Here is a 20,498-nt window from a genome sequence, read left to right as displayed (position 1 = left end):
GCTTGGGGTGTTGGTGGGGCGGGTTGGGGAATGAGGTATTTATCTGTGTTTATTCGGTAGATGGTTGTTGGGAAGGGCAGTTTTTGGCCATAAGCGGTCCCGTCGGGGATGGTGGTTAATGACTTCTTACGAGCACAGTAGCAGCTGGCCAAAACCGGCCATGGACACGCTGCCAGCGGTTTCGTAATCTCCGTGCAGGCTATGTCGCTTCTTCTTCCCACCTCATGTCGCGTTTCCACCGCGCTGTGCAAGCGGCTGAAAGAGTTACCCATGGACCGGGAAAATTATCAGGCATAAGTGGTAAAAAGTATTACCTCGCTTGTGCCGTTTACTTATAGTTAGGCAGCTGGCCTATTGCGAGAAAGGAATGTCGATGTCAGATTGGCCAATTGCACCAGACGAAGAAATCATGGGGCGCACAGGTGTCCATCTTGTGGGTATGAAAGTTCATAAAGATCTCAAGTGGATATTTAGGGAGCTCTCGTCTACAGACTTGGGAATAGATGGAGAGATAGAAGCTAGGTTGGACGATAATACCAGTCATGGCAAAAGACTATCCTTACAGATTAAGTGCGGGCCAAGCTATTTAAAAGAGGAGTCTGAAGAGTGCTTTATATACAGAGGGGATTATAAGCACCTCAGGTACTGGACTGAGCTTTCAGAACCCGTGATTATAGTTCTGTGTGACCCCGAGTCGGAGTGTTGCTGGTGGCAACATATTGACATGCAAAATATAAATTTTCATGAAAAAGGCTGGAGTATTAGAGTTCCAAAATCTCAACTTCTTTCAAGTCAATCAATAGGGTTATTAACTGGTATTTCAAATCTATATAATAAGAATGACTTAATTGAGCTGCTACTAAGGGACTGGTTTGGATGGCGATTTCAACACAAAATTCAGTTTGCTAGTGATTTATCAATACCAAGGGACTATCACTGGCTTTCAATGCTGGCCCAAACAGACACTGACTTCATAATGATTGATTACTTAACGGCAGGTGTGGACGGATTTCCGCTAAAAGAAATTGAGGATATGATGAAGTATGCCGAGAGCAACTGCAGAGTTTTTGGTTATAAGCATTTTTTTCTAGCGTTTATTTCTGAGGCGCTTCATCATCTAGAAGAAATACCTGAACCAATTAAACTAAGCGGATTGACAGTTCAATTTGTTCCCTTCCTACTCAGGAGAAGGAGTTTGAAGCTTAATGAAGTAGGTAAGAATAACTGTCTCATTGATACGCTCGAGTACGAATGGAGTGAAGCGGATTATTGTCGCGCTAATGGAATTGAGCGAAGTATAAAATGGTCTGGTGACGTAGAGCCATGCGCCTGACAATTGGCAGCAACGGACCTACCGCCGCTATGCCGAGAGTTAGGTATCAGCCGCGTACACCTTCGCCTGTGAATCGCCCCTTTTTTCAGTCTTTTATCAGTATGGGCCATATTTTCCCAAGATTGATGGGCACGCGCCGTATACGGTGATTGCGACTTATCGCAATGGCGATGTGGCGGCGCGGTATCGGGTATGAGAAGGGCGTGGGGAGAATAGGGGGCAGACCCTGAGGGATCCCTAAAAAAGGGGGCGGATTTATATTCAGGTAAATAAATCCGTCACCTTTTTCGGCGATGCAGCAATGTACACAAGAACGGGCTGGAGGCAACTGAGCGGCGGTGCCGAATCCAGCATGTCGGTAGATTCACACCATGGATAGCGGCGACCTTGAAGCCAATCCATTATTTTGCGCATATGTTGGGGAGGGCACTCCAACATGTGTTCGATAACAATGGACAGTTGAATGGCCAGGCCGCTTTGTGGTGAAAAGACCCAGTGATATTCCCCGCAACCTACGCGTAACTCTCCAGTCGCTTTTGTTGACATACCCACCAACCATTTGCACTTATGAACATTTGCTGCGGGCTTTGGAGGGGCACCGAGGCAGAATGTATAAATGTTCTCATACTGCAGGCTAAAGCCGCTTACCAGTACTTCAGCGATATTTTCTCGCCCTTGGACGTTGGGAGGAAATCGGATACTACTCGTCTGCACTGACACGTTAAGAGTTGCGTCTAGACTGAAAGCATTCCGTAACAAGTCGGGCCGATTTCCGTCCTTCCCGAAGATGTAGTTCTCAATTGCTTTGGTGGTATTTTTCACGTACATATCCTAGTGCTGCTACAGGCAGGCTAATCGGGATTTTGGGCGGATTATGGGTTAACCGATAGCTCCCCCTTCGCGGAATTTGGTACATCAAACACCCTGTCGAAGACCCACTGAAACGCCAGCGCGTAAAAAAAGAAGAAAACGAAAAGTCCCAGATCGGTGACCAGGGCAGCCCACCAAGAAATCTCCAGCCACCATGCCACCAGTGGCACCAACAGCAGAACCAGCCCACCCTCAAAACCCAGTGAGTGGAGCAAGCGCCTGCCCAACGTGCGAGCACGCTGCTGCTGATGCGCTTCCCAGCGTTCAAAAACATAGTTGAACAGCACGTTCCACAGCAGCGCGCATACAGACAACATCAACGACAGTACACCCGCATGGGCCAGGCCTTCGTCGTATATCAACGAGATGCTGGGCGACAGCACCGCAATAGCGATTGATTCATAGAGGATGGCTTGAAGAATTTTTCGCGAAGGTCCTTGCATGGTGTTTTCCGAAGGTTGAGTAGATCGAATACCCGCGACGGTATCGCTGCGTACACACCAGGAAAAATGAGATAAATTGAATACTCATTAATTCAATTCATCCAGGGAACGATGCGTGTTTTCGACTCTTCCGCTTAACGCGTTGCGCACCTTCGAGGCCGCTGCGCGACTGGGTAGCTTTAAAGCGGCGGCAGAGGAGCTCTCTGTTACCCCCGCGGCCATTTCCCACCAGGTCAAGACATTGGAAACCCAACTCGCAGCGTTGCTGTTCAAACGGTCTGGACAAGGTGTGGCATTGACCGAAGAGGGCGAGTTGCTATATCGCCAGGCTCATTGCGCATTATTAGACATTCGCAGCAGCCTGGAGGCCTTCTATCCGAACGCTGTTCCCCAAACCCTGACCATTTCCACTACGCCGGGCTTGGCCGCAGCCTGGCTGATTCCACGGCTGGGTGGTTTCTATCGCAGCTTTGCGCACTTCAATGTGCGGGTTGATACACGCAACGAACTCGTCGATCTGCTGCGTGACTCCAGTGTCGATCTTGCTATTCGTTCGGTCAGCCGCGATGACCCGAAGTTGTTCTGTCAGGCGCTAATGAACGAGCAGTTCTCTGTGTACGGCGCCCCCGGTCTGGTGGCCTCGCTGAACGTAAATCAGATCGAATTGATCAACTTGCGCTGGAAAATTCCAGGAGCATTCTCAATAAATTGGGAGAGCTGGTGCGCGGCCGCACAATGCCCTGCCTGGCTTGAAACCGCGCAGATGCGTGAGTTCGACGATGAGCATTTTGCTTTGAGTGCTGCAATCGCGGGTCATGGGCTGGTGCTGGCAAGCAATGTACTGGTAGCCGACAGCCTCAGGCATGGAGAATTAGTGGCGTATAGACCAGAAGTAAGCCTTCCGGGGCCGCGTTACATTGCGGTGTGCGTTCCGGGGCGGGAGCGGCAGGTCCATGTGAGCGCGTTCCTGACGTGGCTGGCCGGTGCAGCTCTACAGGATGGATGACGAGACTCGTTTGGTGTCCCTAACGACGGCAGCAATCGACCCAAAGGTGACTGTCGACAAGAGTCTGAATCAGCTCAAGTGACAGCAATTTTTGAGCTATGCATTCCTTGTAGGAATACGCTACATAAACTTAATGAATTTTTATTATTGCTGTGTCTGGCGTAGCTTGATTTCAGGACATGGAGAACCGCATTGAAATCATCCCCTCTCGACTCAGCTGAAAAATTTGATACCTCACGAGCTAATGAGTACGGACGACAGAGCCGTATTGCGCTAGCTGGATATGACGCCTGCCAAGACTTGGCTGCATGCATGCTGGCGGCAAGCCTGGGTAATGCAAGTTCGGCAAAAATACTGGTCGTTGGCGCTGGCGGTACGGCGCAGGAGATTATTGCGATGGCCAAGCTTGAACCGAGTTGGCGCTTCTCGGCCGTTGACCCATCCGAGCCGATGCTGGAGGCAGCGAAGCAGCAGTTAGAGGCAAACAACTTGCTTGAAAGAACGGCCATGCATCTTGGGCAAGTTGAAGACCTGGCAGCAGACGAGTCATACGACGCAGCGACCTTGATCGGTGTACTTCATCATCTCGATGGAGATGACGCCAAGCGACAAATTTTACGATCCATTCGGGCTCATATAAAACCCGGTGCGCCGCTGATTGTCGCGGGCAATCAATACGCTTACGCGAGCCAGCCGCTACTGCTTGCGGCCTGGGGGCAGCGGTGGCGGCAACATGGGGCCAGCGCGGATGAAGTGAAGGTCAAGCTTGGGAAAATCCTTCAAGGCGCTGATCCTCCACATTCCGAGGCGGCGGTTCAGAAACTCTTGCATGACGCCGGATTTGGAGACGCTACCCGTTTCTTCAGCAGCCTTTTCTGGGGGGCGTGGTTGACTTGCAAAGTGGTCTGAACATGGCCGCGAATGACTGCTTCCGGCAGAAACCAGCCCCTTTCCCCGCCAACCGGTCTACCATGGCATCCCCCGGCAGTGGTCCATGCGCTCCCGATCATTTTTTCTCAAGGTATCGCCATGTCCATCGACCAAATCTCCCTCCCCAAAGGCGTCGGCCCCCACGCCATCAAGCTCCTTGACGCCATCACCGGCGCTTCCACGCACGAAGAACTCAACCGCGCTGGCGGCAAAGCCGAAGGGTTTGTGTTGGGCCTGGAGGCCGCCAAAGCCATCAAAAGCCAGATCGCCGAATCCTTGTATGTGGCTTACGACGATGCGGCGAGTAACCGCGCGGGTGAGTTGAAGGGTTAAGCACCCGGCACTACAGGACGCTGCGCGCGCAGGGCGTTAGACTGGGCGCCTTTTATTGCTCAGGATGAGGCTGTCATGTTCAAAGTTGCTCTCGCGTCACTGCTGCTGGCGTGTGCCTTCGGCGCTCAAGCGGATACGACGGTTGATGTGTCGAAGATTTACGGCAACATCAAGTTCGTCAGTAGCTTCCCGGACTATAAGGTCAAGGTGGTAAACAGTTTCCCTGACCTTAAGGTAAAACAGGTGAGCAGTTTTCCCGATTCGGCCGGCAAGTGGAAAACAGTCGAGAGCTTCCCTGACTACAAGATCCAGATTGTTGACTCCTTTCCTGACTTCACCATTCAGTACGTTGATTCGTTCCCTGGGGTTAATTGAAGGCAACGCCATCAGCGGCGCTGCCTTGGGCTGTTTATCAGCCAGGGCAAGGTGCTTCACGGTCGAGCAATTTGGCCGTGAGCAGCACGCCCAGTTCGCTTAGTTGGTGAATGGCGAGGGCGACGTCGCGGTGTTTGCCGCACAGGTCTTCGGACAGGTCGAGCAGCAGTGTGCTGACGCTGGTGAAGGTTTCGTAGCTGTTGGTGATGAGGGTTTCGGTGTTGGCGTCGGGGACGACGGTGAAGAGGGTGGTTGAGTCTATTGTGTCATTAGCCATTGTTAAGTTCCTTGCTTGGGCTACAACCCCATCGCTACTAAACGAAAAGGCGGTAGCTGTACGCAGGTTAGTAGACCGGTGGAACCTAACAAAACCGGCGCGCCCGAGGACGCCCTACGCACAGCCACCATCAAGCACAGACAGAAACGTCTGACGGATGAAGCTTGTGCACTTGTTAGGTTAAACCGTGGGCTACTAAACCCGATCACTGAACATTCAGCGACCGAGCCACCTTAGAGACGGCCACCTCAGCGCACAAGCCGGCGGATTCTGACGCACGCGTAGGCAATGGAGCAAGGTGCTGAGGGCCTGTTCACAGTTCGCTGTGGTTAGGAAACTCCCTTGTGGCGAGCAGGCTTGCCCTGCGTTGGGCTGCGAAGCGGCCCCGAATTCAGGCGGCCGGGTTTCCCTCTTGGACCGAGGTGGCTGGGTTGGGAGCGCTGCGCACTCCAGCGCAGGGCAAGCCTGCTCGCCACAACAAGCCTGCTCGCCACAACGAACCCGCTTTCCACCACAATGCTGCTCACCACTTAGAACGCCTGGTTCACCCCAACCCCACGCATGATCGAAAACCTTGGGTCAATCAACTTCAACGTTTGCTCACCCTTCAAACGGCCCACCACCACGGTGTAGGTCTTGGGCACTTCGGAGAGGTTTTCCGGGTTACGGGCCAGTTTTTCAATCGCCGGGGTGTTGGCCCAGTCGGCGATGGTTTTCTGGCGGATGTCGACGGTCACCACCCAGGATTTATCCACGGCGGCGCCCATCGGGTTGGAGTTGGTTGCAATGTTCTGGATCTTGGCGATTTCATAGCCCTGGGCGTAGCAGAACCCGGACTCTTGCTGCACGTAGGCGGCGCGGCCGTTGTCGGTGAGGCTGTAGGTGTTGTCGCTTTTGGCCAGCAGGCCGGCGTCGGTCAGCGCATCGAAGGCCGGCTGGTTGGCGCTGGAGGTGCCGGTCATGACGCTGTCACTCAGGGTCACCGGGAAGCGGTTGAACATCGCCGCCCTGACGCAGGACGGACCTTCGAGCTTGGGTTGCAGCGCGGCTTGAATATCGGCGTCCGACGGGCTGTCGCTGCAGGCGGTGAGCAGCAGGGCGCTGGCGGTGATGAGGGCTATTTCTCTGATTCGCATCGTTTTATCCTTGACGATGGGTGGCGGGCGGGCAAAGTGTATAGAAACATTGCTGTCACGAACCCCTCCCCGCCGTCGTGTAGGGTCGGTGGCTTGAGCCGCCCTGAATACACAAGGAATGCCCACCATGACATTGACCGTCAAAACCCTGCTCGACCTGGCCATGGCCAACCCCATCAACGCCGAAATCACTGCACGCCTGCCCGACCTTGGTGTGGCGCAGTGCATGCTCACGGCGGGCTGCCTGTTCCAGGCCGTTTGGAACCATCAGTCAAACTTGCCTGCGGCTCATAACGTAAAGGACTACGACGTCTTTTACTTCGACACGGACTTGTCCTACGAAGCGGAGGACAAAGTGATCCGCGCCGCCGCGCGTTTATTTGAGGATTTGGGCGTTAACGTCGAGGTCAAGAACCAGGCGCGGGTACACCTTTGGTACGGCGAGCGCTTTGGTCGGCCTTATCCACAGCTGCACTCGGCTAAACAGGGCGTGGACCGTTACCTGGTGGCCGGCACGTGCATCGGGCTGGAGATCGACACGGGCGGGGTGTATGCGCCCTATGGGTTAGCGGATGTGGAGCAGGGCGTGTTGCGCATTAACCCGCTGCACCGCGAGCCTGAGTTGTTCGCCGCCAAAGCCAGGAGTTATCAGGCGCGCTGGCCTTGGCTCACGATCGTTTCGCCGGATGATTTGTGAACTTTTACCGGTTGCCCATACGTCCTATCTTCAAATGAACCCCGAGAGTGGATAGCTCATGATCTTTCTGATTTTCCTCATCGCCTGCGCCGCCGCCGCCAGTACCGGCATCATTTTCAAGCCCGGCCAGTGGTACGAAACCCTGGTCAAACCCAGCTTCACCCCACCCAATTGGTTGTTTCCGGTGGCCTGGACGGTCATCTACCTGCTGCTCGCGTGGGCGGGCTATCGCCTGACGATGATGCCCGGCAGCCAATTGGCTCTGGGCCTGTGGGCGGCGCAGATTGCGCTGAACACGCTGTGGACGCCGGTATTTTTTGGGGCTCACAACCTCTTGGCCGGGATGGTGGTGATCGTGCTGCTGTGGCTGGTGGTGGCGGCGTTGGTGGTGATGGCGTTGCGGCTGGACTTGATCACCGGCTTGATCCTGTTCCCTTACCTGGCGTGGCTGAGTGTGGCCGCGGCGTTGAATTTCTCGATCTTGCGTAATAACCGCTGATGGCTCACACACTTTGGCCCGCGAGCGAGGCTGAGCTGGCGCAGATGCGCCGGTTCAATAAAAAGCTCGCCTGGCTGCCGCGTTTTAAAATCCGCAACCGCGTCACGCCGCGTTTGATTCAGGCGTTGCTGCGAGTCAGTCAAAAGCTCAAGCAAGCGCCTGCGGCTCAAACCCGCCGAGTGGCCGGCGTGCCCGTGCGCATCCTGCGGCCCGAGGGGAAAACCCAAGGCGTGGTGCTGGATATCCACGGCGGCGGCTGGGTGATCGGCAATGCGCAGATGGATGATGACTTCAACCTGGGCATGGTGCAGGCGTGCGGCGTGGCGGTGGTGTCGGTGGACTATAGACTGGCGGTGCACACGCCGGTTGAAGGGCTGATGGAGGACTGCCTGAATGCCGCGCGCTGGCTGCTCGGCAGTGAGGAGTTTGCCGATTTGCCGGTGTTTGTCGTGGGTGAGTCGGCCGGTGGGCATCTAGCGGCCGCAACGCTGCTGGCGCTCAAGCAATGGCCTGAATTGCTCAAGCGTGTAAGCGGTGCGGTGTTGTACTACGGCGTATATGACTTGAGCGGCACACCGAGCGTGCGCACGGCGGGGCCCGAGACCTTGTTGCTGGACGGGCCGGGCATGGTCGACGCGCTGCGCCTGCTCACGCCGGGCTTGAGTGATGAAGAACGCCGACAGCCGCCGTTGTCACCGTTGTATGGCAACTTCACAGGGCTGCCGCCCGCGTTGATGTTTGTGGGCGAGTTGGACCCATTGCTGGATGACACGCTACAGATGGCCGAACGCTGGGGCGCGGCCGCGCAGGTTGAGGCGCACTTGTTGCCGGAATCTGCCCATGGGTTTATTCATTTTCCGGTGGCGATGGCGGATGGCGTACTTGCTTACAGCCGGCGGTGGATATCGGCGAGAATCCAGGCGGTGCACGCTTGTAGTGATTAGCCATTCACCTGCACCCCGCGTAACCTCTGACACCCTGATTTCCAGATTCCCGCAAGGACGCACACGTGACCCTTTCCCATGCAGTTGTAGGGCTATCGGCATTTTTGCTGGTGGCAGGTGTTCAAGCCGCCGAATACCATTTCTCGTTTGATGTGCCCTACGGGCAGTACGAGCGGCAATTCAAGATGAAGACCCCAGGTGACGGCTCGTTGAGCTGCACGGTGATGATCGAGAAAGAGTACCGGGGCGAGAAGTGGGTGCCGGCAGTGATTCTGGCGGCCGCCGAAGACGATGCCGAGGACGACACGCTGTTTCTGTCCAGTTCGACCGAGCCAAACGGCGGGCCGCGTACGTTTCACCTGCGCACGTTCAACCAGGCGAAGCCGATCATCGACAAGGCGCTGTGGGAGGCTCCGGATGAGAAGGGCGTGTATAAGATGGCCGTGTCCTGGTATGCCAATGGCGCCATCGGTTATCAGTACGGTGTCTATGCGAGTTGGCAAGAGAAGCAGTTTGTCGAGAAGCCAGGCTTTGCCACGCGCCATGTCAGCATCCATGCGTCGGGCGTGAAGGGCACTGCTTTTTGCTATGTGCACGCCAAATGACACTGAGCGATTGAGGTGGTATGACACACAGCCCGACCCTTCGGACGGTCACGGCCGCCGACCTCCCGCAAGTGCTGGCCTTTGTGCTGCAGGCCCGTGCCGAGCTTTTCCCCAAGCTCAGCGCCACTGGCCTGCCGGATGACCTGGCGCGATTTGAGGCCGTTTACCTTGAGGGTGACGGCCAGTTTCTGCTGGCCTGTGTGGGCGCTCAAATCGTGGCTGCCGTCGGCTATCTGCCGTACGACGGGCGCTTCCCGCAGTTGAACTACCAGGGTCGCAAAGTCGTCGAGGTGGTGCGCCTGTTCGTGCTGCCGGCGTTTCGCCGTTTTGGTTTGGCAGGGAAGTTGTATCGCGCATTGGAGGCTAAGGCACAGGCGGATGGGGTGGAGGTGGTTTACCTGCATACCCATCCGTTTTTGCCGGGAGCGATTGATTTTTGGCGGCGGCAGGGGTTTGAGGTGATCGACGTCGAAGCCGACCCGGTGTGGCAGACCACGCATATGCAGCGGGCTCTATAGATCAAGGTGGGAGCTGGCTTGAACCGGTTAGAAGTCTGTCGCAAGCCTGCTCGCCACATGAGAAATGGGATGCCTCTAAAGTTGTGTAGATAACTATGCTGCGATAGCGGTGTGTCAGCCCCGGCTATGGCACTGATCCGCCGCCATCGCAGGCAAGCCAGCTCCCACCTTTGCACGGTGAGCAGTCCATTAAATGGGGCGCAACCGCAGGATTTGCGCGCCGTCGAACGGGTCCGTGAGGTAATGCGCCTGTACCCCGAATGTCTCCTGTAGCCGCTGCGGCGTCAGCACCTCCAGCGGTTTGCCCAGCGCCACCAGGCGCCCGCGATCCAGTACCGCCAAACGATCACAGGTCAGCGCCTGGTTCAGGTCATGCAACGCAATCAAGGTGGTCACCGGCAACGCCTGCACGCCTTTCAAAATTGCCAACTGGTGCTGGATATCCAAGTGGTTGGTCGGTTCATCCAGCAACAAAATCTGCGGTCGTTGCGCCAACGCCCGGGCGATGTGCACGCGTTGGCGCTCGCCGCCGGAGAGGCTGCGCCAGGCGCGTTGGCTCAGGTGGGTGGCGTCCACGTCGTGCAGCGCCTGGCGCACGATGGCATCGTCTGCGTCAGACCAGGGGCTCAGCGCCGACAGCCAGGGTGTGCGGCCCAGGGCCACGGCGTCGAATACGCGGATGGCATCGTCGGTATCAGCCTGCTGCTCCACCACCGCGAGGTGTTGCGCAACAAGGCGGCGGGACAGCTTGGTCAGGCGCTGACCGCCCAGCCACACTTCGCCGGACGCGGGCACGCGCAAACCGGCAAGCAATTTGAGCAGGGTGGATTTACCCGAGCCGTTCGGCCCGACAACGCCCAAGGTTTCCCCTTGCTGAACCTCCAGGTGGATATCGCGCAGCAACTCGGCGTCGCGTACCTTGAAGCCCAGGCCGGTACAACTGAGTACGGTCATCGCGCATTTCTCCGGCCAATCAGGATCAACGCAAACACCGGCGCGCCGACCAGTGCCGTGACCACGCCGACCGGAATCACCTGGCCCTTGATCAGCGTGCGCGACAGCACATCCGCGGCGATCAAGAACAACGCGCCGCCCAGCGCACTGGCCGGCAGCAAGCGTGAATGCCCGGTGCCCAGCAGCAGGCGCACGGCGTGGGGAATCACCAGCCCGACAAAACCGATGGAGCCGACAATCGACACCATCACCGCCGTCACCAGCGCGGCGCAACCCACCAGCACAAACTGCACGCGCCGCACCGCAATACCCAGCGAGGCGGCCGAGTCGGTGCCGAAGGTAAACGCATCCAACGCACGCCGATGCCACACACACACGGCCAGGCCGGCGACCGCCACCGGCACTGCCAGCCACACCGACGGCCAACGCACGCCGCTAAGGTTGCCCAGCAGCCAGAACATGATGCCGCGCGCCTGTTCGGAACTGGCGGACTTGGTGATCAGGAACGCGGTGAGGGCATTGAACAGCTGCGAGCCGGCGATGCCAGCGAGGATGATCTGGCCGGTGCCGCTGGCTGAGCCGCTGGCCCGCGCCAATAGAATCACTAAAGCAAATGCCGCCATGGCACCGACAAACGCGCCCGCCGACAGCGAAATCAGCCCGCCGCCCACGCCCATCAATGCCACTAACACTGCGCCGGTCGAGGCGCCCGCGCTGATGCCCAGCAGGTACGGATCGGCCAATGGGTTGCGCAGCAGCGACTGCAGGATCACCCCGCAGGTCGCTAGCCCGGCGCCACAGGCGGCGGCGACCAGCGCACGCGTCAGGCGGTAGTTCCACACCACGCCTTCGTCGATCGGGTCGAGCACGTAACCGGCGGCCCACAGTTTGTTGGCGAGCACCTGCAACACCACTTGCGGTGCGATGGCGGTTTCGCCGATGGCAGTACCGGCCAGCACGGCCACCAGCAACACGGCGAGGGCGAGTAGGGTGCGCATCATTTGGGCAGGTCGTAACCGTCGATGGCGCCGGCCAGTTGTTCCAGGCCGTCGAACATGCGGATGCTGGCCTGCAACGCCAGGGCGTCAATAATGATGATGCGGTTGTTTTTTACCGCGTCCATGTTGCGGGTCACCGGGTCGCTGCGCAGGAAGGCGAGTTTCTTTTCGTGGTCGTCGGCGGGGTAGCGGCGGCGGTCCATACGGGCGATCACCAGGAAGGTCGGGTTGGCCTTGGCGATGGTTTCCCAGCCGACGGCGGGCCATTCTTCATCCGACTGCACCACGTTGTGCAGGCCGAGGATTTGCAGCATGAATTCGGGAATGCCCTTGTGGCCGGCTACATACGGGTCGGCAGCCATCTCGCTGCTGGAGAACCACACCAGTGCGCTGGCGTGCTTGAGGCCTTTGCCTTGTGCGGTGGCGACGGACTTGGCCAGGCGTGCCTTGAGTGCGTCATTCAACTGTTGGCCGCGCGCTTGTACGTCGAAAATCTCGGCCAACTGGCTGATGCTTTTATAGATCGTGTCGATGCGAAACGGCTCCAGCCGCGTGCCGTCAGCGCCCACCAGGTTGTCCTTGCCTTCGCAGTCGGAGGGCAGCACGTAGGTGGGAATCTTCAGTTCATGGAATTGCTCGCGAGTGCCGACCACGCCTTGGGGGCCGACCACCCATTCCAGCTCGGCGGCCACCAGTTGCGGGCGTTTGGCGATCACGGCTTCGAAGCTCGGCTCGTTGTCGGCCAGGCGCTCGATCTTGTCGTTTTGCGCCTTGAACTGCGGCAATACGCTGTTGAACCACAGCGAAGTGCCGACCACTTTATCCCCTACGCCCAGGGCGTAAAGCATCTCGGTGGCGGCCTGGCCGATGCTCACGCTGCGTGCCGGGGCCTGTTGGAAGGTGACGCTGCTGCCGCAGTTTTCGACCGTCAGCGGGTAGTGAGTCGGCGTGGCGTGGGCCAGGGCACAAAAGCCCAGGCCAGTGATCAGGGCGCAAACGCGTAGCAGCATGGGGCAATCTCCGTGTGAACCGTACATGAAAACAGGGCAGGTACGGCTCGGAAACACACCTTTGAACGCTGCAGGTTTGCAGGGCGCGGATGTCCTTCCCGGACACCCCGCCGGTTAGTGATAACGCTGGGCCGGCAGGTCTCCTGACTGATGCGTCGTCGCATCGCTCCGGCCTTCCCGGACGTGGTCCAGTGGCAGTGGGGAGCAGGCTCGGCACCTACAGTTGCGGGGGCAGTTTCGATTGGCGCGATGGGCCGCGCTTCGAATTCCCTATTAGTCCCGTTTGGGAACCGGCGCGGTATGGTAGTCCATCTTGGGCGCTGGGTGCAGGTACAATCCGGACCTGTCCATAACCACCCCAAGGAAGGCCATGTTGCCAAGGCGGGCACCGTGGGGGTGAGGTACCAGCCGCCGGACTTTTGGAGCCTGCTCTCCACGGACGGTGCCGACGGTGTGATGTTATCGGCGATGGTCGAGGTGACGGCAGATGGGCACCGGCTGCTTAGCCGGATGCTGGATTGATGCGCCGTACCGCCCGGCGAAAGTTCGGGCGATGGGCTGACATTGGGTGATGGCTCAATGATATTATCTGCCGCGCCCTTTCGATTCGCCTTAGTTCATGGAGAACTTATGCCTTTTCGCAACGTCCTCGCCTTGACCCTGCTATGCACCCTGTTACTGCTGGGTGGTTGCGCCCCGTCAGTGTCGTTACCCCCATCTGCTGCGCCAGTGCCGCTTGAACCGTTAGGCCAGGTGTTGCCCTCCAACCCTTCACGGGTGGGCTGGATCGACCAGATCATCACTCAAGACCCCGTCGTGATTTCGTCGCACAAGCCCGTCCTTCAACCGGCTTCGGATAACGACGCGCGCATTGCCAAGTTGCGTAAACAAGACGGTGGTGTGCTGCCCGAGGGCTATTGGGCGCTCTACAAGCAAAACCTGGAAGCGATGCAGTACGACTTGAACCACCAGCATGACGCGGCCCGTGCCGAGTACGTAAACACCTACCGCGATGAGTTGAGCCGCCTGAGCGACGTGACACTTCAAACCATGGCCACCGCGCCCCAGGCGTTGGATGCCCACACCCGCCGCCAGTTAAGCGCACGCCTGAGTGATCGCACCGCGGCTTATATCATGACCAGCAATCAGTCGTTCCGGGCGGCCACGGACGCCCACATCAATCGCATGGCCTTGATGGATCGCCAATACGATGTCTGCGCACGCCGGCCGGACTGCTGGGATGCGCCAGTCAAGCGCTAGCCTCGATAGGTCATACACAGGAAGCAAGTGGGTAACGTGACGGTCGATTAATCGATAAGCACCGCAAATCAAAGGTGGGAGCAGGCAAGCCAGCTCCCACCTTTTGATTCGTGCTCAGCCGCCGAATTGCAGGGTGCCCATGGCGAGCTTGGCCATTATCGCCGTGGCGCCCAGCTGCACCAACCACAGCGCCAACCCACCCAGAAACACACCCAGTGCCACTTGCAGCACCAGACTTTTCTGGCGCTTTGCTTGCGGCGGGCGCGGTGCGTAGTCATGCAGTTCGTCGCGGTCGGCGCGCAGGTCCAGGTCGTCGTTTCTCATAAGGCTCTCACAGCAAAGGGGCGTTCGGTGTTCAGTCTAGTGGCTTGGCCAACAAAAAGGGGGAAGCCATTGGCTTCCCCCTTCGTATGGCGCTGGCCGGGTTATAGAACCTGAACAATCGCTTTTGTTACCGCACCAATGTTCGACTGGTTCAACGCGGCCACGCAGATACGGCCGGTGTCGAGCGCGTAGATGCCAAACTCGGTGCGCAGGCGGGTGACTTGCTCAACGGTCAGGCCGGAGTAGGAGAACATCCCACGCTGGCGGCCGACGAAGCTGAAGTCGTGGCCCGGTGCAGCCTTGGCCAGTTCGGCGACCATCTGCTCGCGCATGCCGCGGATGCGCAGGCGCATTTCGGCCAGTTCCGCTTCCCATTGGGCGCGCAGCTCAGGGTTGTTCAGCACGGCAGCCACGATCGCCGCGCCGTGGGTCGGCGGGTTGGAGTAGTTGGTGCGGATAACGCGCTTGACCTGGGACAGGATGCGCGCGCTTTCTTCCTTGGATTCGCTGACGATCGACAGCGCGCCCACGCGTTCGCCGTACAGCGAGAACGACTTGGAGAACGAGCTGGAAACAAAGAAGGTCAGGCCCGATTCAGCGAACAGGCGCACGGCCGCGGCGTCTTCGTGGATGCCGTCGCCAAAGCCCTGGTAGGCCATGTCGAGGAACGGCACCAGGTTCTTGGCCTTGATCACGTCCAGCACGTTTTGCCAGTCGGCCGGGCTCAGGTCGACACCGGTGGGGTTGTGGCAGCAGGCGTGCAGCACCACGATGGACTGTGGCGGCAGGGCGTTGAGGTCTTCGAGCAGGCCGGCACGGTTGACGTCGTGGGTGGCGGCGTCGTAGTAGCGGTAGGTCTGCACCGGGAAGCCGGCTTTTTCGAACAGCGCCTGGTGGTTTTCCCAGCTCGGGTCGCTGATTGCGACGACGGCGTTGGGCAGCAGTTGCTTGAGGAAGTCCGCGCCGATTTTAAGCGCGCCGGTGCCGCCGACCGCTTGGGCGGTGATCACGCGGCCGGCGCTCAGCAGTGGCGACTCAGCGCCGAACAGCAGCTTTTGCACGGCCTGGTCGTACGCCACGATACCGTCGATCGGCAGGTAGCCACGGGCGGCGTGTTGCGCCACACGAATGGCTTCCGCTTCGGCAACGGCACGCAAGAGTGGAATCTTCCCCTCCTCGTTGCAGTAAACGCCCACGCCAAGGTTGACCTTGGTGGTTCGTGTGTCGGCGTTGAATGCTTCGTTGAGGCCCAGGATTGGATCGCGTGGTGCCATTTCGACAGCGGAGAACAGGCTCATTTTTGCGGCAGCTCTATGGGGGATAGGAGGGACGTGTCGCGCTCCAGCCGAATGCACTAGAGCGGTGCACAAACGGGGAGCTAGTATAGAGGCCATCCAGGCTCAGGGCGACAGCCGAAACGGCTTTTCGGCCAAGTTTTTCGGTTTATTTGCCCACCGTTAGTCTTAATTGCACAATTGATCATCGACGGCTGGTAGGACGATTGCCTTGAAACCCGTCACATTCGCCACCACTTCTACAGCTATCATGGTTTTTTCCTGCAGCCTGCGAAGACTTTTCGCGGGGTGCTGAGCTATTTCGTCCCTGGCGGTGTTGAGTCTGGGGTGACTTCACGAGGTACGTTATGTCGGATTTCCAGCTCGTCACCCGTTTTGAACCCGCCGGCGACCAACCCGAAGCCATTCGCCAGATGGTCGAGGGCATCGAAGCCGGCCTGGCGCACCAGACGCTGCTCGGGGTGACCGGTTCAGGCAAGACCTTCAGCATCGCCAACGTGATCGCGCAGATCAACCGCCCGACCCTGGTGCTGGCGCCGAACAAAACCCTGGCCGCGCAGTTGTACGGTGAGTTCAAGGCGTTCTTCCCGAACAACGCGGTGGAGTACTTCGTTTCTTACTACGACTACTACCAGCCCGAAGCCTATGTGCCGTCGTCCGACACCTTTATCGAGAAGGACGCGTCGATCAACGACCATATCGAGCAAATGCGGTTGTCGGCGACCAAGGCGTTGCTGGAGCGCAAGGACGCGATCATCGTCACCACGGTGTCGTGCATCTACGGCCTGGGCAGCCCGGAAACCTATTTAAAGATGGTGCTGCACGTCGATCGCGGCGACAAACTCGACCAGCGCGAGCTGCTGCGCCGCCTGACGAGCCTGCAGTACACCCGCAACGACATGGATTTTGCCCGTGCCACCTTCCGTGTGCGGGGCGATGTGATCGACATTTACCCGGCCGAATCGGACCTCGAAGCGATCCGTATCGAACTGTTCGACGATGAGGTCGAGAGCCTGTCGGCCTTCGACCCGTTGACCGGCGAGGTGATCCGCAAACTGCCGCGCTTCACCTTCTATCCGAAAAGCCACTACGTGACGCCGCGTGAAACCCTGATGGGGGCGATCGAGGGCATCAAGGCCGAACTGGTCGAGCGCCTGGAGTACCTGCGCGCCAACAACAAGCTGGTAGAAGCTCAACGCCTGGAGCAGCGCACCCGGTTTGACCTGGAGATGATCCTGGAGCTGGGCTATTGCAACGGCATCGAAAACTACTCGCGTTACCTCTCGGGCCGCGAATCCGGGGCGCCGCCGCCGACCCTTTACGACTACTTGCCGGACGACGCGCTGCTGGTGATCGACGAATCCCACGTCAGCGTGCCGCAGGTCGGCGCCATGTATAAGGGCGACCGTTCGCGTAAAGAGACGCTGGTGGAATATGGTTTCCGCCTGCCGTCGGCGCTGGATAACCGGCCGATGCGTTTTGACGAGTGGGAAGCCATCAGCCCGCAGACCATTTTCGTGTCTGCCACCCCAGGCAACTACGAAGCCGAGCATGCCGGCCGTGTGATTGAGCAGCTCGTGCGCCCGACCGGCCTGGTGGACCCGCAAATCGAGATCCGCCCGGCGCTGACCCAGGTGGATGACTTGCTCTCGGAAATCACCAAGCGCGTGGCCCTGGAAGAGCGTGTGCTGGTCACCACGCTGACCAAGCGCATGTCCGAAGACTTGACCGATTACCTGGCCGACCACGGCGTGCGTGTGCGTTATTTGCACTCGGACATCGACACCGTGGAGCGCGTGGAGATCATCCGTGACCTGCGCCTGGGTGTGTTTGATGTGCTGGTGGGGATCAACCTGCTGCGCGAAGGCCTGGACATGCCGGAGGTTTCGCTGGTGGCGATTCTGGATGCGGACAAGGAAGGCTTCCTGCGTTCCGAGCGCTCGTTGATCCAGACCATTGGCCGGGCGGCGCGTAACCTCAATGGTCGGGCGATTCTGTATGCCGACCGCATCACCGGTTCCATGGAGCGGGCGATTGGCGAGACCGAGCGCCGTCGCGACAAGCAGATCGCTTTCAACCTGGAGCATGGCATTACCCCGAAGGGCGTGTTCAAGGACGTTGCCGACATCATGGAAGGCGCCACCGTGCCGGGCTCGCGCAGCAAGAAGCGCAAGGGCATGGCCAAGGCGGCCGAAGAGAGCGCCAAGTACGAGAACGAACTGCGCTCGCCGAGTGAGATCACCAAACGGATTCGGCAGTTGGAAGAGAAGATGTACCAACTGGCACGGGATCTGGAGTTTGAGGCGGCGGCGCAGACGCGCGATGAGATTGGCAAGTTGCGTGAGCGCCTGTTGGCTGTTTGATTTTTCGCTAGCCGGTCTGGCCTCATCGCGGGCAAGCCCGGCTCCCACAGTTGATGTGTGAACACAGTCAAAATGTGGGAGCTGGCTTGCCTGCGATAGCGACACCGCGGTCTGCCAGAACCCCCCACGCTGGTGTTACCATTCGCCCCTTGTTTCAATTTTCAGTTTTATCGCCCATTCGAGACCTGCCATGACCACCGTCCGCACGCGCATTGCGCCATCGCCTACTGGGGATCCCCACGTCGGTACTGCCTACATCGCCTTGTTCAACTACTGCTTTGCCAAGCAGCACGGCGGTGAATTCATCCTGCGGATCGAAGACACCGACCAGGTGCGCTCCACCCGTGAGTCGGAGCAGCAGATTTTCGATGCCTTGCGCTGGTTGGGCATTACCTGGGCCGAAGGCCCGGACGTCGGCGGCCCGCACGGCCCGTATCGCCAGAGCGAGCGCAGCGACATTTACAAGCAGTACACCCAGCAACTGGTCGACATGGGCCACGCCTTCCCGTGCTTTTGCACCGCCGAAGAACTCGACCAGATGCGCGCCGAGCAGCAGGCCCGTGGCGAAACCCCGCGCTACGACGGCCGCGCACTGCTGCTGTCCAAGGAAGAAGTGGCCCAGCGCCTGGCCGCCGGCGAGCCGCATGTGATCCGCATGAAAGTGCCGAGCGAAGGCGTGTGCGTGGTGCCGGACATGCTGCGCGGTGACGTCGAGATCCCGTGGGACCGCATGGACATGCAAGTGCTGATGAAGACCGACGGCTTGCCGACGTACTTCCTGGCCAACGTGGTCGACGACCACCTGATGGGCATCACCCACGTGCTGCGCGGCGAAGAATGGCTGCCATCGGCGCCAAAACTGATTCTGCTGTACGAATACTTCGGCTGGGAGCAGCCACAGCTATGCTACATGCCGCTGCTGCGTAACCCGGACAAGAGCAAGCTGTCTAAGCGCAAGAACCCGACGTCGGTGACGTTCTACGAGCGCATGGGCTTTATGCCCGAGGCGATGCTCAACTACCTGGGCCGCATGGGCTGGTCGATGCCGGACGAGCGCGAGAAGTTCTCGCTGCAGGAAATGGTCGATAACTTTGATTTGTCCCGCGTGTCCCTTGGCGGGCCGATCTTCGACATCGAGAAGTTGTCGTGGCTCAACGGCCAATGGCTGCGTGATTTGCCGGTGGACGAGTTCGCCAGCCGCGTGCAGCAGTGGGCGCTGAACCCCGAGTACATGATGAAGATCGCGCCGCTGGTGCAGGGCAGGGTAGAGACGTTCAGCCAGGTCGCACCGCTGGCCGGCTTCTTCTTCGCCGGTGGCGTGAACCCGGATGCCAAGCTGTTTGAGTCCAAGAAACTCTCCGGCGACCAGGTTCGCCAGTTGATGCAGTTGATCCTGTGGAAGCTCGAAAGCCTGCGTCAGTGGGAGAAAGAGGCGATCACCGCGACGATCCAGGCAGTGGTGGAATCGCTGGAGCTGAAATTGCGCGATGCCATGCCGCTGATGTTTGCTGCGATCACCGGGCAGGCCAGTTCGGTGTCGGTGCTCGATGCGATGGAAATTCTCGGCCCGGACCTCACGCGTTTCCGTCTGCGCCAAGCCCTTGATTTGCTTGGGGGTGTGTCGAAGAAAGAAAACAAAGAGTGGGAAAAGCTGCTGGGCGCTATCGCTTAAGCAGCCTGTTGTTACGACGAAACCCCGGTTTTCCGGGGTTTCGCCGGTAAGTGATTGTTATCCCGGCAAAAAAGTTTGGAAATTGTTGAAAATAAATTTGACACACTTCCAAACCGCCATTAAGATTCGCCCCGTCCTCACCGATGAGGGGCTATAGCTCAGCTGGGAGAGCGCTTGCATGGCATGCAAGAGGTCAACGGTTCGATCCCGTTTAGCTCCACCAATTTACAGGTTCAAGGTCTGGCCACACCGTCCTTGAATTGATCAGAACTCAGCTCTGATCGGTGTACAGAAGGTTTTGTCCCCTTCGTCTAGTGGCCTAGGACACCGCCCTTTCACGGCGGTAACAGGGGTTCGAGTCCCCTAGGGGACGCCAGTTTCAACAAGCAGTTCGAAAGGTCTGCTGCGTCGCGAGACGAAAAATCCGGGGCTATAGCTCAGCTGGGAGAGCGCTTGCATGGCATGCAAGAGGTCAACGGTTCGATCCCGTTTAGCTCCACCAATTTTACAGGTTCAAGGTTCTGGCCACACCGTCCTTGAATTGATCAGAACTCAGCTCTGATCGGTGTACAGAAGGTTTGTGTCCCCTTCGTCTAGTGGCCTAGGACACCGCCCTTTCACGGCGGTAACAGGGGTTCGAGTCCCCTAGGGGACGC

General features: G+C 58.6%; 22 protein-coding genes, 4 tRNA genes and 1 riboswitch. Of the genes, 17 read left to right on the top strand and 9 right to left on the bottom strand.

Annotation, left to right across the window (positions count from 1 at the left end; genetic code table 11):
- The first annotated feature begins 373 nt into the window (after positions 1 to 373).
- Positions 374 to 1,333, top strand: a complete 960-nt coding sequence (locus AOA59_RS19205) for a DUF4365 domain-containing protein (protein ID WP_158235256.1) — start codon at positions 374 to 376, stop codon at positions 1,331 to 1,333.
- A 261-nt stretch (positions 1,334 to 1,594) separates the two neighbouring features.
- Here the strand turns inward: AOA59_RS19205 and AOA59_RS19195 are convergent, their stop codons facing one another.
- Together AOA59_RS19195 and AOA59_RS19190 are read right to left on the bottom strand one after the other, a co-directional pair.
- Positions 1,595 to 2,155 carry a hypothetical protein gene (locus AOA59_RS19195; RefSeq protein ID WP_099488732.1) on the bottom strand — a complete coding sequence of 187 codons (561 nt, stop codon included), beginning with the start codon at positions 2,153 to 2,155 and terminating at the stop codon, positions 1,595 to 1,597.
- A 50-nt stretch (positions 2,156 to 2,205) separates the two neighbouring features.
- The gene (locus tag AOA59_RS19190) at positions 2,206 to 2,646 is read right to left on the bottom strand and encodes a PACE efflux transporter (RefSeq protein ID WP_099488729.1); all 441 of its coding nucleotides are present in this window, start codon (positions 2,644 to 2,646) and stop codon (positions 2,206 to 2,208) included.
- A gap of 115 nt (positions 2,647 to 2,761) precedes the next feature.
- Here AOA59_RS19190 and AOA59_RS19185 point away from each other — a divergent pair, with 115 nt between their 5' ends.
- The 4 genes from AOA59_RS19185 to AOA59_RS19170 all read left to right on the top strand — a co-directional run bounded on the left by AOA59_RS19185 (position 2,762) and on the right by AOA59_RS19170 (position 5,290).
- Positions 2,762 to 3,652 carry a LysR substrate-binding domain-containing protein gene (locus tag AOA59_RS19185; protein ID WP_099488728.1) on the top strand — a complete coding sequence of 297 codons (891 nt, stop codon included), beginning with the start codon at positions 2,762 to 2,764 and terminating at the stop codon, positions 3,650 to 3,652.
- 192 nt (positions 3,653 to 3,844) lie between these two features.
- Positions 3,845 to 4,561, top strand: coding sequence for a class I SAM-dependent methyltransferase (locus tag AOA59_RS19180; RefSeq protein ID WP_099488727.1), 717 nt, complete (start codon positions 3,845 to 3,847; stop codon positions 4,559 to 4,561).
- 120 nt (positions 4,562 to 4,681) lie between these two features.
- Entirely contained in the window at positions 4,682 to 4,915 is a 234-nt protein-coding gene (locus AOA59_RS19175) for a hypothetical protein (RefSeq protein ID WP_099488726.1), read from the top strand.
- A 75-nt stretch (positions 4,916 to 4,990) separates the two neighbouring features.
- Positions 4,991 to 5,290 carry a hypothetical protein gene (locus tag AOA59_RS19170; RefSeq protein ID WP_017136894.1) on the top strand — a complete coding sequence of 100 codons (300 nt, stop codon included), beginning with the start codon at positions 4,991 to 4,993 and terminating at the stop codon, positions 5,288 to 5,290.
- Between the two features lie 37 nt (positions 5,291 to 5,327).
- Here AOA59_RS19170 and AOA59_RS19165 read toward each other — a convergent pair whose 3' ends face one another.
- Together AOA59_RS19165 and AOA59_RS19160 are read right to left on the bottom strand one after the other, a co-directional pair.
- Positions 5,328 to 5,567, bottom strand: coding sequence for a DUF6124 family protein (locus tag AOA59_RS19165; RefSeq protein WP_099488725.1), 240 nt, complete (start codon positions 5,565 to 5,567; stop codon positions 5,328 to 5,330).
- Positions 5,568 to 6,097: 530 nt separating this feature from the next.
- On the bottom strand, positions 6,098 to 6,703 hold the full coding sequence (locus AOA59_RS19160; protein ID WP_178076273.1) for a hypothetical protein: 606 nt from the start codon (positions 6,701 to 6,703) through the stop codon (positions 6,098 to 6,100).
- A gap of 127 nt (positions 6,704 to 6,830) precedes the next feature.
- On the opposite strand from AOA59_RS19160, the gene AOA59_RS19155 reads away from it, so the two are divergent.
- The 5 genes from AOA59_RS19155 to AOA59_RS19135 all read left to right on the top strand — a co-directional run bounded on the left by AOA59_RS19155 (position 6,831) and on the right by AOA59_RS19135 (position 9,966).
- Complete coding sequence (locus tag AOA59_RS19155; protein WP_099488724.1) at positions 6,831 to 7,400, top strand: nucleotidyltransferase family protein; 570 nt, start codon at positions 6,831 to 6,833, stop codon at positions 7,398 to 7,400.
- Between the two features lie 58 nt (positions 7,401 to 7,458).
- Positions 7,459 to 7,899: a TspO/MBR family protein gene (locus tag AOA59_RS19150; protein ID WP_099488723.1), complete on the top strand. Its 441-nt coding sequence runs from the start codon at positions 7,459 to 7,461 to the stop codon at positions 7,897 to 7,899.
- Positions 7,899 to 8,843 carry an alpha/beta hydrolase gene (locus AOA59_RS19145; protein ID WP_099488722.1) on the top strand — a complete coding sequence of 315 codons (945 nt, stop codon included), beginning with the start codon at positions 7,899 to 7,901 and terminating at the stop codon, positions 8,841 to 8,843. Before AOA59_RS19150 ends, AOA59_RS19145 begins: the two co-directional genes overlap by 1 nt.
- A gap of 65 nt (positions 8,844 to 8,908) precedes the next feature.
- Positions 8,909 to 9,448 carry a hypothetical protein gene (locus AOA59_RS19140; protein WP_069786605.1) on the top strand — a complete coding sequence of 180 codons (540 nt, stop codon included), beginning with the start codon at positions 8,909 to 8,911 and terminating at the stop codon, positions 9,446 to 9,448.
- Between the two features lie 20 nt (positions 9,449 to 9,468).
- Positions 9,469 to 9,966, top strand: a complete 498-nt coding sequence (locus tag AOA59_RS19135) for a GNAT family N-acetyltransferase (RefSeq protein WP_099488721.1) — start codon at positions 9,469 to 9,471, stop codon at positions 9,964 to 9,966.
- A gap of 189 nt (positions 9,967 to 10,155) precedes the next feature.
- On the opposite strand, the gene AOA59_RS19130 is transcribed toward AOA59_RS19135, so the two are convergent.
- The 3 genes from AOA59_RS19130 to AOA59_RS19120 are packed head-to-tail and all read right to left on the bottom strand — an operon-like array spanning position 10,156 to position 12,928.
- Entirely contained in the window at positions 10,156 to 10,920 is a 765-nt protein-coding gene (locus tag AOA59_RS19130) for an ABC transporter ATP-binding protein (protein ID WP_069786607.1), read from the bottom strand.
- Positions 10,917 to 11,921, bottom strand: coding sequence for an iron ABC transporter permease (locus tag AOA59_RS19125; protein WP_099488720.1), 1,005 nt, complete (start codon positions 11,919 to 11,921; stop codon positions 10,917 to 10,919). The genes AOA59_RS19130 and AOA59_RS19125 overlap by 4 nt, the downstream gene beginning before the upstream one ends.
- On the bottom strand, positions 11,918 to 12,928 hold the full coding sequence (locus tag AOA59_RS19120; protein ID WP_099488719.1) for an ABC transporter substrate-binding protein: 1,011 nt from the start codon (positions 12,926 to 12,928) through the stop codon (positions 11,918 to 11,920). Before AOA59_RS19120 ends, AOA59_RS19125 begins: the two co-directional genes overlap by 4 nt.
- A 115-nt stretch (positions 12,929 to 13,043) precedes the next feature.
- Positions 13,044 to 13,238, bottom strand: a riboswitch (cobalamin riboswitch).
- A 320-nt stretch (positions 13,239 to 13,558) separates the two neighbouring features.
- On the opposite strand from AOA59_RS19120, the gene AOA59_RS19110 reads away from it, so the two are divergent.
- Positions 13,559 to 14,188, top strand: a complete 630-nt coding sequence (locus AOA59_RS19110; protein WP_099488718.1) for a hypothetical protein — start codon at positions 13,559 to 13,561, stop codon at positions 14,186 to 14,188.
- 114 nt (positions 14,189 to 14,302) lie between these two features.
- Here the strand turns inward: AOA59_RS19110 and AOA59_RS19105 are convergent, their stop codons facing one another.
- Positions 14,303 to 14,512: a hypothetical protein gene (locus tag AOA59_RS19105; protein ID WP_065911752.1), complete on the bottom strand. Its 210-nt coding sequence runs from the start codon at positions 14,510 to 14,512 to the stop codon at positions 14,303 to 14,305.
- A 101-nt stretch (positions 14,513 to 14,613) separates the two neighbouring features.
- Positions 14,614 to 15,810 carry an amino acid aminotransferase gene (locus tag AOA59_RS19100; protein ID WP_017138725.1) on the bottom strand — a complete coding sequence of 399 codons (1,197 nt, stop codon included), beginning with the start codon at positions 15,808 to 15,810 and terminating at the stop codon, positions 14,614 to 14,616.
- 344 nt (positions 15,811 to 16,154) lie between these two features.
- Here AOA59_RS19100 and uvrB point away from each other — a divergent pair, with 344 nt between their 5' ends.
- From uvrB to AOA59_RS19070, 6 genes are all read left to right on the top strand, one after another.
- Entirely contained in the window at positions 16,155 to 18,170 is a 2,016-nt protein-coding gene (gene uvrB / locus AOA59_RS19095; protein WP_056861227.1) for an excinuclease ABC subunit UvrB, read from the top strand.
- A gap of 190 nt (positions 18,171 to 18,360) precedes the next feature.
- Entirely contained in the window at positions 18,361 to 19,842 is a 1,482-nt protein-coding gene (gltX, locus tag AOA59_RS19090) for a glutamate--tRNA ligase (RefSeq protein WP_065911753.1), read from the top strand.
- Positions 19,843 to 19,989: 147 nt separating this feature from the next.
- Positions 19,990 to 20,065: transfer RNA gene (locus AOA59_RS19085), tRNA-Ala, on the top strand.
- Between the two features lie 77 nt (positions 20,066 to 20,142).
- A tRNA-Glu gene (locus AOA59_RS19080) sits at positions 20,143 to 20,218 on the top strand.
- 50 nt (positions 20,219 to 20,268) lie between these two features.
- Positions 20,269 to 20,344: transfer RNA gene (locus tag AOA59_RS19075), tRNA-Ala, on the top strand.
- 80 nt (positions 20,345 to 20,424) lie between these two features.
- Positions 20,425 to 20,497 (top strand) — tRNA-Glu (locus AOA59_RS19070).
- Position 20,498: the final 1 nt, after the last annotated feature.

The organism is Pseudomonas sp. 2822-15 (assembly GCF_002742515.1).
Classification (GTDB): domain Bacteria; phylum Pseudomonadota; class Gammaproteobacteria; order Pseudomonadales; family Pseudomonadaceae; genus Aquipseudomonas; species Aquipseudomonas salomonii.
The sequence above is the reverse complement of the archived record's forward strand: the minus strand, read 5'-3'. Positions and strand labels throughout refer to the sequence as shown.